Here is a 15654-nt window from a genome sequence, read left to right as displayed (position 1 = left end):
CGGTGAGGTCGGCCGCCTAGGCTATTGAGAACTGCCCATGTTGAATATCGAGCCTGTCTTCAGTGACGCTTTAACCTCCATCGAGGATGGCGGGAACCATCTCGAAGCGGCTCCGCTCGCGGCGACCGTCTACTTGATGCAGCGAGACCTGATCAATCAGTACAGGTACGCGTTGGAACACTACCTGACCGTCGAGCTTACGGCACCCTTCCTCCAGAATTCGTCCCTTGGTACACCGTCTGAGAAATGGGCGAAGTTCACCAATGACGACTTCACACTTCTCGCGTTCCACGTCCAGAATCTAGTTCGCTACACGGCACGCATGTTGTGCGAAACGTTGTCAGTGAAGTACGTCGGGGAACGTGAGTTCGCAAAGTCAAAGGACGCCAGCAGCAAGTACATCTCGTTGCTTGTCAAACTGGCCCGACCCGAAGTCGAAATTGGCATTCGCGTTGAGGATCTGAATTCATTGAAGGTTAGTTCCCTCGCACTTGACGACGCTCTCGTGACAATCGGGGTACGCGAACAAATCTACGCCTGGAGAGACGACGCGGAACGGCGACATGTCCTTAGCCAGTTGGTGCGCTCGGGTGAAGAGGAACTTGCGAATCTGTGGAAGGGCCATGAAGCGTATGCGACGGCATGCCAGAAGTTCTATGGGACGCGCCCAACCATTGCGCCCTTTGATTGCCTTCATCCCTCGTACTGCATCTAGTGGAGGTGATCTTTGCGTTAGAGGCGGTGAACAAAGTCCATGAGAACGTGCAGTCTGGCCATGATGGATGATCTTGGGCCGCAGCAACGGTAGTCTCAACCACGAAGTGAAGCAGCGCCGTGAAGCGTGATGAAGGTATCTTGCGGGTGGTCATGTAGCAAAGGTAGCCGCCCGAATCCTTCGTGAAAAGAGCAACAGCTACCTCATGGCGCATTCCGTGCGCGGCGGCCGGCCTGCTGCACGGCCAGCGCCACCGCGCCGGCCACCACACCCCAGAACGCCGAGCCGATGCCCGCCAGCGTGACGCCCGAGAGCGTCACCAGGAAGGTGATCAATGCGGCCTCGCGGTGCGACTCGTCGCGCACGGCGGCGGCCAGCCCGCCGCCGATGGTGCCCAGCAGCGCCAGCCCGGCGATGGCAGCGACCAGCTCCTTCGGGAATGCGGTAAGCAGCCCCGTGACGGCCGCGCCGAACAGGCCGATCACCACGTAAATGGCGCCGCAGCTCACGGCCGCCGTGTAGCGGCGCGCCGGGTCTTCGTGCGCCTCGCGGCCCATGCAGATGGCGCCGGTGATGGCGCTCAGGTTGAGCGCGAAGGCGCCGAACGGCGCCAGCACCAGCGTGGCCAGCCCGCTGATGGTGATGAGCTTGCTGGCCGGCAGTTCGCCGTAGCCGGCCGCGCGGATGGCCGCCACGCCCGGCAGGTTCTGCGAGGCCATCGTCACCACGAACAGCGGCAGCGCCAGGCTCACGATGGCCTGCCAGCTGAAGGCCGGCATCGTGAACACCGGCCAGGTGAGCGAGAAATGCACCGCCGACCAGGCCAGCTCGCCGCGCGCGGCGACGAACACGATGGCCACCAGCAGCGTGAGCGGCACCGCGTAGCGCGGCAGCGCCCGCTTGGTGACGAGGTAGGTGCCGAGCATCAGCAGCACCAGCGGCAGCGCCGTTTGCGCCGCGATGAAGGCGCCCAGCCCGAAGCGCGCCAGCACGCCGGCCAGCAGCGCCGAGGCGATGGCCATCGGGATCTTGTTCATGACGCGCTCGAACCAGCCGGTGGCCCCGGCCAGCACCATGAGCACCGCGCAGACGATGAAGGCGCCGACCGCCTCGTTCATGCTGTAGCCCATGCCGGCCGCCGCCAGCACGGCCGCGCCGGGCGTGCTCCAGGCAATCATCACCGGCTTGCGCCACCACAGCGACGGCAGCGCCGAGGCCAGCCCCATGCCGATGCCCAGCGCCCACATCCACGAAGCCGCCATCTCCGGCGTGGCGCCGAACGCCTGCGCCGCCTGGAACACGATGGCCACCGAACTCGTGAAGCCCACGAGCACGGCGACGAAGCCCGCGGTGAAAGTCGAAAGGCTCAGGTCCTTGAAAAACTGCATCGCGCGATTGTGCCGGGAGTCCGGCACCGTCGCTTCAGCAACTCAAGCCGCGCCCAGGTAGGCCCTGGCCAGCGCGCCGTCGGCCGCGATCTGCGCCGCGCTGCCCTGCGCCACGATGCGCCCGCCCTCCATCACATAGGCGCGGTCGCACAGCGCCAGCGCGGCCATCTGGTCGACCAGCAGCACGGTGAGTCCCTCGGCGCGCAGGGTGCACGCGACCTCGATGTACACGAGAACGTGCTTCGCAAATGGGTACGTGAAGCGACTACGGACCCGCAGCAGGCGTTCCCTGATCAGGGCGTGATGAAGCCCGAACAGGCTGAGCTGGAGCGGTTGAAAAAGGAGAACGCCAAGCTGCGCATGGAGCGTGACCTGCTGAAAAAAGCGGCGGCCTACTTCGCCAAGGAGTCGATGTGAAGTTCGGCTTCGTCGCGAAACACCGAGGGACGTGGCCGTCGGCAATGATGTGCGAGGCGCTCGGTGTCTCGCGAAGCGGCTTCTATGCGTGGCTCAGCAGGCCCCGAAGCCAACGCAGTGTGGAAGACGAGGTGCTCGGCAGCCAGGTGCGTCAGAGCTTCCTGGGCAGCGACCGTACCTGTGGCGCCCGGCGCGTGTGGCATGACGTGCTGGCATTGGGTCAAAGATGCGGATTGCATCGCGTTGAACGGCTCATGCGTGAACAGGCCCTGCGTGCGAGGCCACGACGCCGAGGCTTGCCGCAAGACCGAGGTCAGCGCAGCGCTAGTCGCTGACAACGTGTTGGACCGTCAGTTCGAGGCTGATGCGCCCAACCAGAAGTGGGTGGCCGACTTCACGTACATCTGGACGGCCGAGGGCTGGCTGTATGCCGCTGCGGTGCTCGACCTGTACTCGCGTCGCATCGTCGGCTGGTCGATGCAGGACAGCATGACCTCGCAACTCGTGGCCGATGCGTTGATGATGGCCGTGTGGCGCCGGGGCAAGCCGGTCGCGTTGCTGCATCACTCCGACCAAGGAAGCCAATACACCAGCGAGCACTTCCAGGAGCTGCTCAAGGAGCAAGGCATCACCTGCAGCATGAGCCGCGCGGGCGAGGTCTGGGACAACTCGTCCATGGAGAGCTTCCTCAGTTCACTGAAGACTGAGCGCACGGCCAGAAAGGTGTACCGGACCCGGGAACAGGCCCGCGCCGATGTGTTCGACTACATCGAGCGGTTCTACAACCCGACGCGTCGTCACTCGACGCTCGGCTACGTCAGTCCGATAGAGTTCGAGAAAGCTCGAAAAATTTAGGCCGGTGTCCACGAAACCGGCAGCAGCCCACTTGGCGCGGGCCAGGGTGCGGCTCCGGTTCGTGCAGGGCAATGTAGGTGGCGAGGTGTGCCTGACAGAGCAGGCGTGGCGCACGGCCCGTGGGCAGTCGTGCCTCCGCCTGCGAGCAATGCCCAGGCAACCCTCCGCGAGTCAGTGAGCGGATGGTTACTACGGGCCCATTCGATCTGCGGGCGGAATCGCGACTTGGCGCACCTCGGAAACCTGGACTCAGACTACGTCGACCACGGTTGGTAGCACCCGTTCGTAGCGCTTCATCTTCCCCGGCTCGATGCCCAGCCATCGGGCCACCTCCTCCGGCGATGTTCCTCGTCGCAATTGCCTGAGGGCAAAGGTGTGCCGCAGGCGGAACGATCCGCCTTCGCGAGAGTTCACGCCGGCGTCCTCGAGCACCTGTCTTGCGCGCTCGTACTGAGAGGGCTTTTGCCATTGCTTGCCGCTGCGCGTGGAGGGGAACAGGTACTGTCCCGCCACACCCGACTCGGCTCGCACGGTCAGCCAGTACCGCAGCAGCTCCGCAGCCCAGGGCGCCACCGGCGTTTCGCGCGCCGGCGAATTGCCGTTTCCAGGCACATGAAGCTTCCACGGTCGTTCGCGTGCGCTACCGCTTTGCGTGAGAGGCGAGGCGAGCGTCAACGCCCGCGCGTCGCCCGGCGTGAGCCCGGCGCCGAGCTGCAAAGCCACGGACACGCGGTTGCGGACTTCCTGCCAGGGCAGGGCTGGCTGAGCTTCTCGCACAGTGCCTGGCCGCGGTCGGGTGGCCGAAAGAAAGGCGATGAGCTGCCCGGCTTCGCTCGTCGAGAGGTACTCCGGCAGCGGATCGGCATGCGAGGCATCTGCATAGCGGACCTCGGGATTGGCCGCTAGCCAGTCTGCCGCGGCCCTGTTGGCCTTGGTATCGGTTTGCGCTGCATGGTGGCGCAGCACCCGGTCGATCAGACGCATCAGCCGCAGTGCATAGCGGGGGGTGAGCGACTGATCCGAGGTCTTGCGACCGAAGCGTGCTGCTTGGAATGCCTGCAGGTCGGCCAGCTCCAGGCTGGACAGGCTCACCACAGGGGACTGTCCCAGGCACCAGGCCACAAAGGCCTGCCACATGTCTTGGTAGACGGAAACCGAGCCTTCCCGACGCAGCAGGCCTGAGTCGCGCTGGTCGGAGAGCCAAGCCTCGAAAGCTTGCCCGAAGGCAGTCACGTTTCCTGAAGGGTTGGGAGCGTCGACACAGCGAGGAGGAGGTGGGGCGGCGGCCATGACTCGGCATAATAAACATACTAACGGCATCCATCAATCTTGATCCTGAACAACTTGCTTTCGACAAAAGGTTTTCTTTGATGATCGATGCCGTTAGTCTCTTTTAACTGAGTCTATTTAGAGCTTTGGCGGCAGACGAAAGATGGGGGCCACGCCGCGAAGGCGGGAGGTTAGGTGCCACTCCAGGACCGAGCTTGTCCTCGGCAGGGAACAGCAGCGTCAGTGCCTCCTCGGACAGGCCGCAGTCCTGGGCGACGACTTCGGCCAAGCTTCTCGAGGTCCAGCAGCTCTCCTTCAGCGCCACGGCCATCAGCCGCGCTCGAAGATCGTCTGGGATCTGATCCACACCGAGCGTGTCGCCGCGAACACAATGCAGTCCTAGGGTTTGTACTTACCCATTGATCCGGACAGCCGGACGGCTCGTCACCGCTTCATCCGGAATGTCGGCGCGACAGCGCTCCTTCGTCTGCAGGAGCCCTCGGGAAATCAACGACTTAGCGCATTTCTGCGTGTGCCGGGGCCGTGGCATGTCGATTGCTGAGGATCAAGGCCCGCCGCATGTCCGATGCGAGTCCCGGCCATGACCCAGGAGACAAACCGATGAGCCCCATGGGCGACCTCGACCCCACGGCCGAGATGCGCGGCGCCACTGTGCCGTCGCCGACCTTTCCGCGCCGTGCCTCGCCCGTGCCGCCGGCCCCCGACAATTTCTAGGAGACCCCCGTGGACCACCAATCCCAATCCCAACCCGCACCCAAACCCTTCTACAAGTCCCTTTATTTCCAGGTCATCACAGCCATCGTGCTCGGCGTGCTGCTGGGGCATTTCTACCCCGACACCGGAGCGTCGATGAAGCCGCTGGGCGACGGCTTCATCAAACTCATCAAGATGATCATCGCGCCGATCATCTTCTGCACGGTGGTGGTGGGCATCGCCGGCATGGAAGACATGAAGAAGGTCGGCAAGACCGGCGGCCTGGCGCTTCTGTACTTCGAGATCGTCTCCAGCATCGCGCTGGTGGTGGGCCTGGTCATCATCAACATCGTGCGGCCCGGTGCGGGCATGAACGTCGACGTGAGCCAGCTCGACACCAAGAGCATCGCGGCCTACACCGGCCCGGGCAAGATGCAGAGCACCACCGACTTCATCCTGAACATCATCCCCAACACGCTGGTCGATGCCTTCGCCAAGGGCGAGATCCTCCAGGTGCTGCTGATCGCGGTGATGTTCGGCTTTGCGCTGCACCGCTTCGGCGGGCGCGGCACGCTGGTGTTCGACGTGATCGAGAAGGGCTCGCACGTGCTCTTCGTGATCGTCGGCTACATCATGAAGCTGGCGCCCATCGGCGCCTTCGGCGCGATGGCCTTCACCATCGGCAAGTACGGCGTGAGTTCGCTTCTGCAACTGGGCCAGCTGATGGCCACCTTCTACGCCACCTGCCTGCTGTTCATCTTCGTGGTGCTCGGTGGCATCGCCAGGGCCCACGGGTTCAGCATCTGGAAGTTCATCAAATACATCAAGGAAGAGCTGCTGATCGTGCTGGGCACTTCCTCCAGCGAGTCGGTGCTGCCGCGCATGATGGCCAAGCTCGAGAACCTGGGTGCGAAGAAGTCGGTGGTCGGTCTGGTGGTGCCCACGGGCTATTCGTTCAACCTGGACGGCACTTCGATCTACCTGACGATGGCAGCCGTGTTCATCGCGCAGGCCACCAATACCGACATGACGCTCACGCAGCAGCTCACGCTGCTCGCCGTGCTGCTGCTCACGTCGAAGGGCGCCGCCGGCGTCACGGGCAGCGGCTTCATCGTGCTGGCGGCCACGCTGTCTGCGGTGGGACACGTGCCGGTGGCAGGGCTTGCGCTCATCCTGGGCATTGACCGTTTCATGTCGGAAGCCCGCGCGCTCACCAACCTGATCGGCAACGGCGTCGCCACCATCGTGGTCGCCAAGTGGACCGGCGACTTCGACACCGAGCGCATGCACCAGCACCTGAATCAGGAAAGCGCGCTGGAAGCCGACGAACCCGAGCGCGTGCTCGACGCAACCGAGGCGCACATGCCCGCCGGCTCGGTGCGCTGAGCGCCACCGCTGTCTCGCGAGCGGCGAGGAGGCGCGAGACAGCGAGATCAGGCGGCCGTCCGCCCCGATACTCGGTGGTATGCGGTCCGCGGCCCACCTTATCTTTCACGTACTGGCCGCCCATCACCGGGCAGGCACCGATGCGCGCCCAACGGCCTTGTGCAATAACGCTTCCTTGACTTCAAGGGAGCCGGCTCGGCGCTTCGATTTGCCTTCCGAAAATTCCAGACGGTGGCGCGGCCTCGCGCGCTGGTGCGGCGCGCTGGCGCTGGTTGCAATGGCCGCCTTCGCGGGCCACCAGCTCGCCATGCAGGCCGGCCTGGCGCGGCTGCGCGAGGCGGCGGACCATCGCCTCGACATGCTCGCGACCGGCCTGGACGCCGACCTCGCACGCTTCGACTACCTGCCCGCGCTGCTGGAGATGACACCGATCGTCCCCGCGCTGCTCGACACGCCGTCGGACACACACGTGCGCGATGCGGTCAACCGCTACCTCGACGGCGTCAACGCCACCGCGGGCGCCGAGATGCTCTACGTGCTCGACCGCTCCGGCATCTCGCAGGCGGCGTCCGACTGGAACAAGCCCGGTACCACCCTGGGGCAGGACCTGTCGTTCCGGCCCTACGTGATCGACGCGCTGAGCCAGGGGCGTGGGCGTTTCTATGGCGTGGGCATCACCAGCAACCGGCCTGGCTACTACCTGTCGTACGCACTTCGGCGCGGCCAGCCCACGCGCGGCGTGGTGGCCGTCAAGGTCAACCTCGAGGAGGCCGAGCGCGCCTGGCGCAAGCTGCCGGGCGACGTGGCGCTGATCGACCAGCGCGGCGTGGTGATCCTCTCCACGCGCGAAGACCTGAAGTTCCGTCCGCTGCTGCCGCTCGACGCCCTGCAGCGCGCCGAGGTGTTGCGCTCGCGTCCCTACGGCAACGCCGCGCTGCAGCCGCTGCAGTGGGCGCAGAAGCAGGCGCTGGACCGCAACGTCCAGGTGATCGCGCTGGACGGCACCGACCAGCTCGCCTCGGTCAGGCCCCTGCGTGATGCCCCCTGGCAACTGATGGTGCTCGACGATCTGGCGCCGGTGCGGGTGGCGGCGCGCAACACGGCCATCACCGCGAGCCTGGCGATGGCCGTGTTGCTGCTGGTGGCCGTCGCGCTGCGGCAGCGCCGGCGCGCAGTGCACCAGAAGCTGGCCAACCAGGCGGCGCTGCAGGCGGCGCATGACACGCTCGAATCGACCGTGGTGGCTCGCACCGCGCAGCTGCGCGCGGCCCAGGGCGAACTGGTGCATGCGGGAAAGATGGCCGCGCTGGGCCAGATGTCGGTCGGCGTGGCGCACGAACTCAACCAGCCACTCACGGCCATGCGCACTCTCTCCGAGAGCGCCGGTATCCTGCTCGACAGGAACCGGCTCGACGACGTGCGCGGCAACCTGCAGCGCATCTGCGGCATGGTCGACCGGCTCGCGCGCCTGACCTCGCAACTGAAGACTTTCGCGCATCGCAGCGACCTGCCATTGGTGCCGCTGCCGCTGTCGCAGGCCATCGCCGATGCGCAGGCGATGGTGGCCGAGGCAGCGAGGAAGCACCGCGTCGGCATCGAGGTCGATGTGCAGCCCGCCACGCTGAGCGTCATGGCCGAGGAGGCGGCGCTGGGCAGCGTGCTGGCCAACCTGATGCGCAATGCCGTCGACGCCATGCAGGAGGCGCCCATGCGCACACTCAGGCTTGCGGCGCGGCTGGAGGAGGGCCGTGTGATCCTCCGTGTGAGCGACACCGGCCCCGGCATCCATCCCGACATTCTTCCGCGTCTGTTCGAGCCTTTCGTCACCAGCAAGCCCGCGGGTGCCGGTCTGGGCCTGGGGCTCGTGATCTCGGCACAATTGGTGCGCGCGATGGACGGCACGCTGCGTGCAGCCAACCTGGCGCACGGCGGCGCCTGCTTCGTGGTCGACTTGCCTGCCGCCATTGCCGTGATCCACAACCCGCCCGGTTCCTTTCCTTCCAATTCCGATTCCTTTGATTCCATTGCACAGGAGTGATGCCCAAGTGAGCGACAACCCTGCCATCCGGGTGCTGCTGGTGGAGGACGACGAAGACGTCCGCCTCAGCACGGCCCAGGTGCTGACCCTGGCCGGCTTCGAGGTCGAAGCCTTCGCCAGCGCCGAGCGCGCGCGGGCGCACATCAGTTTCGGCGTGCCGGCGATCGTGATCAGCGACGTGCGCCTGCCCGGCATGAGCGGCACCGAGTGGCTGGGCGAGCTGCACACGGCCGACGCCGAGCTTCCGGTCATCCTGGTCACGGGCCACGGCCACATCGCGATGGCCGTTCAGGCCATGCGCGAAGGTGCCTACGACTTCATCGAGAAACCCTTCAGCTCCGAGCGACTGGTGGCCATCGTGCGCCACGCGATCGAGCGCCGCCAGCTCACGCTGCAGGTGCGCAAGCTGCGCGACGCGCTGGAGAACTGGAACGGCATCCAGTCGGTGCTGCTCGGCCGATCGGCCCAGATGCAGCAGGTGCGCCGCACCGTGATGACGCTGGCCGAGACCTCGGCCGACGTGCTGGTCTACGGCGAGACCGGCACCGGCAAGGAGCTCGTCGCCCAATGCCTGCATGCTCACAGCGAGCGCCGCCGCCAGCATTTCGTGCCCCTCAATTGCGGCGGCCTGCCCGAGGCACTGGCCGAGAGCGAGCTTTTCGGCCACGAGGCCGGCGCCTTCACCAGCGCCAACCGCGCGCGGGTGGGCAAGTTCGAGTATGCCAACGGCGGCACGCTGTTCCTCGACGAGATCGAAAGCATGCCGATGCCGGTACAGATCAAGCTGCTGCGCGCACTGCAGGAGCGCAACATCGAGCGCATCGGCTCCAACAAGGCCATTCCCTTCGACTGCCGCGTGGTGGCTGCGAGCAAGGAAGACCTGAAGGAAATGAGCGACCGGCACAAGTTCAGGGCTGACCTGTACTACCGGCTCGGCGTGGCCTTCATCGAACTGCCGCCGTTGCGCGAGAGGCGCGAAGACATCCCGCTGCTGTTCGAGCACTTCACGCTGCTGGCCGCGAACCGCTACGAGCGCCCGGCGCCGCCTCTGACCAACGCGCAGTTGGCCGACCTGATGGCCTACGCATGGCCCGGCAACGTACGCGAACTGCGCAACGTGGCGGACCGCTTCGTGCTGGGCCTGCTCGGCGAGCGCCTCACGCAGACGCGCGGCACCGGCGACGGCCTGCCGGCGTTGCCACGCGCGCTGCCGCAGCAGGTCGAGGCCTTCGAGCGCGCGGTGATCGTCGAGGCGCTGCGCAAGCACAAGGGTGACCAGCCCGCCACGGCGGCCGCGCTTGCCATCGCACGGCAGACGCTGCACGACAAGCTGCGCAAGTTCGACATCCTGGCGGACGATTTCAAGTAACAGCGTCGGCGGCCGGACACGGCCGATGCAGGCTTTAAATGTCCCATTGACAGAACATTGAAACTGCAAAAACATCAAAGGCATGTCGCAAATGCCTTTGCCGAAATACCACCAGATCTATCTGGTCCTGCGTGAGCAGTTGCACGAAGGGCGTTTCGCGGAAGGTCTTCCCGGCGAGCTCGCGCTGATGGCTCAGTTCAATGTCGCCCGTGTCACGGTCCGGCGCGCGCTGGAGCAGTTGGCCTCCGAAGGACTGATCGCGCGCAACCCGGGGCGCCGCACGCGCGCGCTGTCGCCGCCCATCGCCGGCGAGGGGCCTGCTGGCAAGAGCATGGAGCGTGCCAATCTGCGAGGCCTGCTCGAGAACCTGGTGACCATGGGCCTGCACACCTCCGTCAAGGTGATCGAGGTGGCCACCATCACCGCGTCCACGCAGGTGGCCCAGGCGCTGCAGTTGCAGCTCGGCGACCCGGTACAGAAGGCTGTGCGCGTGCGGTCTACCAAGGAAGGGCCGCTCTCGCATATCACGACCTACGTGCCCGACTCCATCGCGCGCCGCTTCGGCCGCCGCGAGCTGTCGAAGAAGCCCATTCTCGTGCTGCTGGAAGAGTCCGGCGTCAAGGTGGGGCGCGCGCACCAGACCATTTCGGCGCGGCTGGCGGACAACGTGCTCGCGCAGCACCTCGATGTGTCCGTCGGCTCCGCCCTGCTCGCGGTTCGCCGCCTGATCTACGACGAAGACGAGCGGCCCGTGCAGTGGCTGCACGGCCTCTACCGCCCCGACCGCTACACCTACGAAATGCAGCTCTCCCGCGTGGGCAGCATCGACGCGAAGGTGTGGGTCAGCAAAGACGTGTCAGCCCAGTTCAACTGAAGAAGAAGGAAAGCCCCATGCAGAACCGCCGCAGTTTCGTTTCGCAGTCCGCCGCCCTGGCCACTGCCGTTGCCTTCCCGCTCGTGGCCGGCGCGCAGCCCAAGACCGTCAAGGTCGGTGTGCTGCATCCGGTCACCGGTGCGCTGGCCTATTCGGGCCAGCAGTGCCGCCTGGGTGCCCTCATGGCCATCGAGGACATCAACGCCGCGGGAGGCATCAAGTCGCTCGGTGGCGCGAAGCTCGAGGCGCTGCTGGGCGACGCGCAATCTCAGCCGCAGGCCGGCGCGGCCGAGGTCGAGAAGATGAACGAAGCCGGTGTATCGGCCATCGTGGGCGCCTTCGCCTCGGCCATCTGCCTGGCCACCACGCAGGCCGCCGCCAAGTACAACCTGCCTCATGTGGTGGATGTGGGCGTGGCCGACCAGATCGTCGAGCGCGGCCTGAAGAACACCTTCCGCTTCGGTCCCGGCTACAAGAAATCGACCGAGGTGGCCATGGCCAACCTGCTGGTGCTCAACAAGGCCGCGGGCAGCCCCGCCAAGACCGTGATGATCATCCACGAGGAGTCGCTGTTCGGCGCGGGCACCGCGCAGTTGCTGTCGCGCGAGCTCCCGGGCTACGGCTTCGAGGTGAAGGAGGTGGTCAAGCATGCCAACCCCACGCGCGACTTCAACAACATCGTGCTGCGCATGAAGTCGGTCAACCCCGACATCGTGATTCCGGCCAACTACTACAACGAATACGCGCTGCTGGTGCGCACCATGCAGCAGCAGAAGGTGGTGCCCAAGGCGATCTTCTCGGTGCTGGGCGGCGCCGCGTCGAGCTACAAGTTCGTCAAGGAGTTTCCGGACGCGGCCAACGGCATCATCGACTGCAACCACTGGTTCAATCCGAAGGACAAGCGGGCGCAGGAACTGCGCAAGCGCGTGGAGGCCAAGGGCCAGTTCTTCAGCTACGAGGTCTTCATGACCTACACCTCGATGTGGCTGCTGGCCGATGCCATCGAGCGCGCCAGGTCGATGGAGCGCGCCGCCATCATCGACGCGCTGGAGAAGAGCACCTTCTCGAATCACATCATGCCGTACGGCCCCACGAAGTTCGTCAACGGACAGAACGAAGGCGCGCAACCCCTGATGACGCAGGTGGTGAAGAACGACATCAAGGTGATCATCCCGCGCGACTACCGGGAAGTGGACCCCGTCTTCCCGCTCAAGGCTTGAGCTGCAGGGCCGGCACCGCAAGGCGGGCGGCCTTCATGAAGAGACAAGAAGCCAAGCACCAGCGAGCCACATGCCAGACATCAACATCCTCTTCCCATCGGTCCTCAACGGACTGACGACAGGCGCCGTGTACGCCCTGATCGCCGTGGGACTCACGCTCATCTACGGCGTGCTGCACATCATCAACTTCGCCCATGGCGCATGCCTGATGCTGGCCCTGTACGCCGTGTACTTCCTGAAGGAACGCTGGGGCATCGACCCCTACATGGCCTTGCCCATTGCCGTTGTTGGCATGTTTGCGCTGGGCTACGCGCTGCAGCGCATCGTCATCAACAAGGCAGGCCACGGCAAGGACGAGAACATCCTGCTCGCCACGCTGGGCATCGCCATCGTCATGGAGAACCTCGCGCTGCTGTTCTTCAAGTCGGACACCCGCAGCATCGAGACCGCCTATTCGCTGAGCACCGTGGCCATCGGCCCCGCCATGATCGCCGTGCCCAAGCTCGTCGCCTTCGCCGGCGCGCTCGTGGTCTCGGGCATCCTGTTCTGGATCATGGGCCGCACCGACCTGGGCCGCGCCATTCGCGCCGTCGCCAAGGAGAAAGAGGGCGCCAAGCTCATGGGCATCGACGTCGACCACGTGTACGCCATGAGCTTCGGCATCGGCCTGGCCTGCCTCGGCGCGGCCGCCTGCTTCCTGCTGCCCGCGTATTACGTCAACCCGCAGGTCGGCAGCGGCTTCGTGCTGGTGGCCTTCACCATCGTCGTGCTCGGCGGCATGGGCAGTTTCGTGGGCGCGCTCATCGGCGGCTTCCTCGTGGGCGTGGTCGAGTCGCTCGGCGGCCTGTACCTGGGTGAGTCGCTCGGGCAGATCGGCATCTTCGCCATCTTCATCGGCGTGGTGCTGTTCCGCCCGCAGGGCATGTTCGGAGCCAAGGCATGAAAGAGGGCGTCAACACCGGATACAAGCAGCTCGCGGCCATCGCGCTCTTCGCCGTGGCCGTCGGCTGCGTTCCGCTGGTCACCCAGTCGGGCGTCATGCTGAACTTCGTGATGATGGCGCTCTACGCCACGCTCATCGCGCAGGCCTGGAACATCCTCGGCGGCTTCGGCGGGCAGTTCTCCTTCGGGCACGCGCTGTTCTTCGGCACCGGTGCCTACATCCAGGCCATCGCGCAGCTGCAGGGTGGCATCAACGCGTGGGTCGCGCTGCCGCTGGCGGTGGCCGGTGCCGCGGTGGTGGGCCTTTTCGTCGGCGCGCTCACCTTCCGCTATGGCCTGAAGGGCTCCTACTTCGCGCTGGTCACGCTGGCCTTCGCCGAGGTGTTCCGCATCGTCGCGACCTCCGTGCCGTTCACCGGCGGTGGTGTCGGCCTCATGGTGCCGCTGCGCGAAGCGGTGGGGAACATGCAGTTCGCGTCGCGCGCGGGCTACCTGTGGGTGGTGCTGGCGATGGTGGTCGTGGCGCTGCTCGTGACCTGGTGGCTGCGCAACGGCCGCTTCGGTGCCTACCTGCAGGCGGTGCGCGACAACGAGGACGCCGCGCGCGCCGTGGGCGTGAACCCGTTTCGCGTCAAGCTCGCGGCCATCGGCCTGTCGGCCGCCTTCATGGGCGCGGCCGGTGCGTTCTATGTGCAGGTGTTCCAGTACATCGACGCGGGCATCGCCTACGGCTCCGTCACCTCGGTGGAGGCGCTGGTCGCGGCCATCGTGGGCGGCATGGGCACGCTGTGGGGGCCGGTGCTGGGCGCGGCCGTGCTGCATCTGCTGTCGGACCTCACGCGCAACCTGTTCGGCGAGCTGCCGGGCATCAACATGGTCATCTACGGCACGGTGCTCGTGCTGATCGTGATCTTCCTGCCGCGCGGCGTGGCGGGCCTGGGCCTGTCGGTGCGGCAGCTGTGGAAGGCGAAGGGAGGCCGCAATGACTGAGCCCTTGTTGAAACTCGACGGCATCTCGCGCTCCTTCGGCGGCCTGAAGGCCGTGCAGGACGTGAGCCTGGCCGTGACGCAGGGCAGCCTCACGGCGCTGATCGGCCCCAACGGCGCTGGCAAGACCACGCTGTTCGCGCTGATGTCCGGCTTCCTGAAGCCCGACACCGGCAGCGTGCGCTTCGCCGGGCAGGACATCACCGGCCACGAGCCGCACCGCAATGCCGTGCTCGGCATGACGCGCACCTTCCAGATCGTGAAGCCCTTCGCCGCGCAGACCGTGCGCGAGAACATCGCCGTGGGCGCGCACCTGCACGTGCGCAACCGCGCCGAGGCACTGCGCAACGCCGAGGCGGTCGCGCTGCGGGTGGGCCTGGCGCCGCAGCTGGACAAACCCGCGTCGGACCTCACCGTGGCCGGCCGCAAGCGCCTGGAACTTGCCCGCGCGCTCGCCACGCGGCCCCGCCTGCTGCTGCTCGACGAAGTGCTCGCAGGCCTCAACCCCCAGGAGATCGCCGAGATGATGCCGGTGGTGCGCGGCATCGCCGACAGCGGCGTGACCGTGCTGATGATCGAACACGTGATGCAGGCCGTGATGAACCTCGCCGAGCACGTGTGGGTGCTGGCGCAGGGCCGGCTCATCGCCGAGGGCAACCCCGCGCAGGTGACTTCCGACGACCGGGTCGTCGAGGCGTACCTCGGGCACGGCACGGCGGCGCGGCTGCGCAAGGCCGCTGCGGGAGCATCCGCATGAGCGCATTGCTCGATATCCAGGGCCTGCGCGGCGGCTACGGCCGCGTGGAGGTGCTGCGCGGCGTCGATCTGCAGGTCGACGCCGGCGAGATGGTCGCGCTGCTCGGCAGCAACGGCGCGGGCAAGTCGACCCTCAACAAGGTGGTCTGCGGCCTGGTGCCCGCGTGGAGCGGCACCGTGCGCTTCGACGGCAAGGACCTGAGCGGCGCGCACTACCGCGACGTGGTCAAGGCCGGCCTCATCCAGGTGCCGGAAGGCCGCAAGGTGTTTCCCAACCTCAGCGTGCTGGAGAACCTGGAGCTCGGCTCCTTCACCCGCGCACGCGAACGCCGCGCGGCCAACGTCGAGAAGATGTTCCACATCTTCCCGCGCCTGCGCGAACGCATGGCGCAGCACGCCGGCACCATGAGCGGCGGCGAGCAGCAGATGCTGGCCATCGCGCGCGGCCTCATGGCCGAGCCGGTGCTGCTGATCCTCGACGAGCCCTCGCTCGGCCTCTCGCCGCTGCTGGTGGAAGAGATGTTCACGCTCATTCGCGAGCTGCGCGACGGCGGCCTCGCGGTGCTGCTGGTCGAGCAGAACGTGGGCCAGTCGCTGGAGATCGCCGACCGCGCCTACGTGCTGGAGAACGGCAGCGTGCGCTTCTCCGGCAAGCCCGATGCACTGCTGGGCAGCGACGAGCTGCGGCGTGCGTACCTGGGCCTGTGAACCCCTCGAGCCTTTC

At 66.2% G+C, this 15654-nt stretch carries 12 protein-coding genes and 2 pseudogenes; 11 read left to right on the top strand and 3 right to left on the bottom strand.

Annotated elements, in window-relative coordinates; translation table 11 throughout:
- Positions 1–37: 37 nt before the first annotated feature.
- Positions 38–715 (top strand): hypothetical protein, encoded by a 678-nt coding sequence (locus ACWV14_RS36395; protein WP_454908682.1) that lies wholly within the window; start codon positions 38–40, stop codon positions 713–715.
- A 203-nt stretch (positions 716–918) separates the two neighbouring features.
- Here ACWV14_RS36395 and ACWV14_RS36390 read toward each other — a convergent pair whose 3' ends face one another.
- Complete coding sequence (locus ACWV14_RS36390; RefSeq protein WP_454908681.1) at positions 919–2103, bottom strand: benzoate/H(+) symporter BenE family transporter; 1185 nt, start codon at positions 2101–2103, stop codon at positions 919–921.
- A gap of 42 nt (positions 2104–2145) precedes the next feature.
- A pseudogene (locus tag ACWV14_RS36385) lies at positions 2146–2310 on the bottom strand (ABC transporter ATP-binding protein); the annotation flags it as partial.
- Here ACWV14_RS36385 and ACWV14_RS36380 point away from each other — a divergent pair.
- Positions 2272–3375 (top strand): annotated as a pseudogene (locus tag ACWV14_RS36380) (IS3 family transposase). The pseudogenes ACWV14_RS36385 and ACWV14_RS36380 sit on opposite strands and share 39 nt — an antisense overlap.
- 249 nt (positions 3376–3624) lie before the next feature.
- Here ACWV14_RS36380 and ACWV14_RS36375 read toward each other — a convergent pair.
- Positions 3625–4608, bottom strand: a complete 984-nt coding sequence (locus ACWV14_RS36375; protein ID WP_454908680.1) for a tyrosine-type recombinase/integrase — start codon at positions 4606–4608, stop codon at positions 3625–3627.
- Between the two features lie 780 nt (positions 4609–5388).
- On the opposite strand from ACWV14_RS36375, the gene ACWV14_RS36370 reads away from it, so the two are divergent.
- The 9 genes from ACWV14_RS36370 to ACWV14_RS36330 all read left to right on the top strand — a co-directional run bounded on the left by ACWV14_RS36370 (position 5389) and on the right by ACWV14_RS36330 (position 15638).
- A complete protein-coding gene (locus ACWV14_RS36370) occupies positions 5389–6744 on the top strand; it encodes a dicarboxylate/amino acid:cation symporter (RefSeq protein WP_454908679.1) in 1356 nt (451 codons plus the stop codon).
- Between the two features lie 175 nt (positions 6745–6919).
- On the top strand, positions 6920–8782 hold the full coding sequence (locus ACWV14_RS36365) for a sensor histidine kinase (RefSeq protein WP_454908678.1): 1863 nt from the start codon (positions 6920–6922) through the stop codon (positions 8780–8782).
- A 7-nt stretch (positions 8783–8789) separates the two neighbouring features.
- Positions 8790–10151, top strand: coding sequence for a sigma-54-dependent transcriptional regulator (locus ACWV14_RS36360; protein ID WP_454908677.1), 1362 nt, complete (start codon positions 8790–8792; stop codon positions 10149–10151).
- A 91-nt stretch (positions 10152–10242) separates the two neighbouring features.
- Positions 10243–11025, top strand: coding sequence for a GntR family transcriptional regulator (locus ACWV14_RS36355; protein ID WP_454908676.1), 783 nt, complete (start codon positions 10243–10245; stop codon positions 11023–11025).
- 17 nt (positions 11026–11042) lie between these two features.
- A complete protein-coding gene (locus tag ACWV14_RS36350; RefSeq protein WP_454908675.1) occupies positions 11043–12245 on the top strand; it encodes an ABC transporter substrate-binding protein in 1203 nt (400 codons plus the stop codon).
- 70 nt (positions 12246–12315) lie between these two features.
- Positions 12316–13188 carry a branched-chain amino acid ABC transporter permease gene (locus ACWV14_RS36345; protein ID WP_454908674.1) on the top strand — a complete coding sequence of 291 codons (873 nt, stop codon included), beginning with the start codon at positions 12316–12318 and terminating at the stop codon, positions 13186–13188.
- Positions 13185–14177: a branched-chain amino acid ABC transporter permease gene (locus ACWV14_RS36340; protein WP_454908673.1), complete on the top strand. Its 993-nt coding sequence runs from the start codon at positions 13185–13187 to the stop codon at positions 14175–14177. The genes ACWV14_RS36345 and ACWV14_RS36340 overlap by 4 nt, the downstream gene beginning before the upstream one ends.
- Complete coding sequence (locus ACWV14_RS36335) at positions 14170–14931, top strand: ABC transporter ATP-binding protein (protein WP_454908672.1); 762 nt, start codon at positions 14170–14172, stop codon at positions 14929–14931. Before ACWV14_RS36340 ends, ACWV14_RS36335 begins: the two co-directional genes overlap by 8 nt.
- Positions 14928–15638, top strand: coding sequence for a branched-chain amino acid ABC transporter ATP-binding protein (locus tag ACWV14_RS36330; RefSeq protein ID WP_116910684.1), 711 nt, complete (start codon positions 14928–14930; stop codon positions 15636–15638). The genes ACWV14_RS36335 and ACWV14_RS36330 overlap by 4 nt, the downstream gene beginning before the upstream one ends.
- Positions 15639–15654: the final 16 nt, after the last annotated feature.

The sequence above is a fragment of the Variovorax durovernensis genome (genome assembly GCF_977011995.1).
The sequence above is the reverse complement of the archived record's forward strand: the minus strand, read 5'-3'. Positions and strand labels throughout refer to the sequence as shown.

Bases quoted from the DNA above. Each gene is read 5' to 3' on its own strand.
- ACWV14_RS36330 (WP_116910684.1), top strand. From the start codon at position 14,928: ATGAGCGCATTGCTCGATATCCAGGGCCTGCGCGGCGGCTACGGCCGC.
- ACWV14_RS36355 (WP_454908676.1), top strand. From the start codon at position 10,243: ATGCCTTTGCCGAAATACCACCAGATCTATCTGGTCCTGCGTGAGCAG.
- ACWV14_RS36340 (WP_454908673.1), top strand. From the start codon at position 13,185: ATGAAAGAGGGCGTCAACACCGGATACAAGCAGCTCGCGGCCATCGCG.
- ACWV14_RS36390 (WP_454908681.1), bottom strand. From the start codon at position 2,103: ATGCAGTTTTTCAAGGACCTGAGCCTTTCGACTTTCACCGCGGGCTTC.
- ACWV14_RS36395 (WP_454908682.1), top strand. From the start codon at position 38: ATGTTGAATATCGAGCCTGTCTTCAGTGACGCTTTAACCTCCATCGAG.
- ACWV14_RS36350 (WP_454908675.1), top strand. From the start codon at position 11,043: ATGCAGAACCGCCGCAGTTTCGTTTCGCAGTCCGCCGCCCTGGCCACT.
- ACWV14_RS36345 (WP_454908674.1), top strand. From the start codon at position 12,316: ATGCCAGACATCAACATCCTCTTCCCATCGGTCCTCAACGGACTGACG.
- ACWV14_RS36335 (WP_454908672.1), top strand. From the start codon at position 14,170: ATGACTGAGCCCTTGTTGAAACTCGACGGCATCTCGCGCTCCTTCGGC.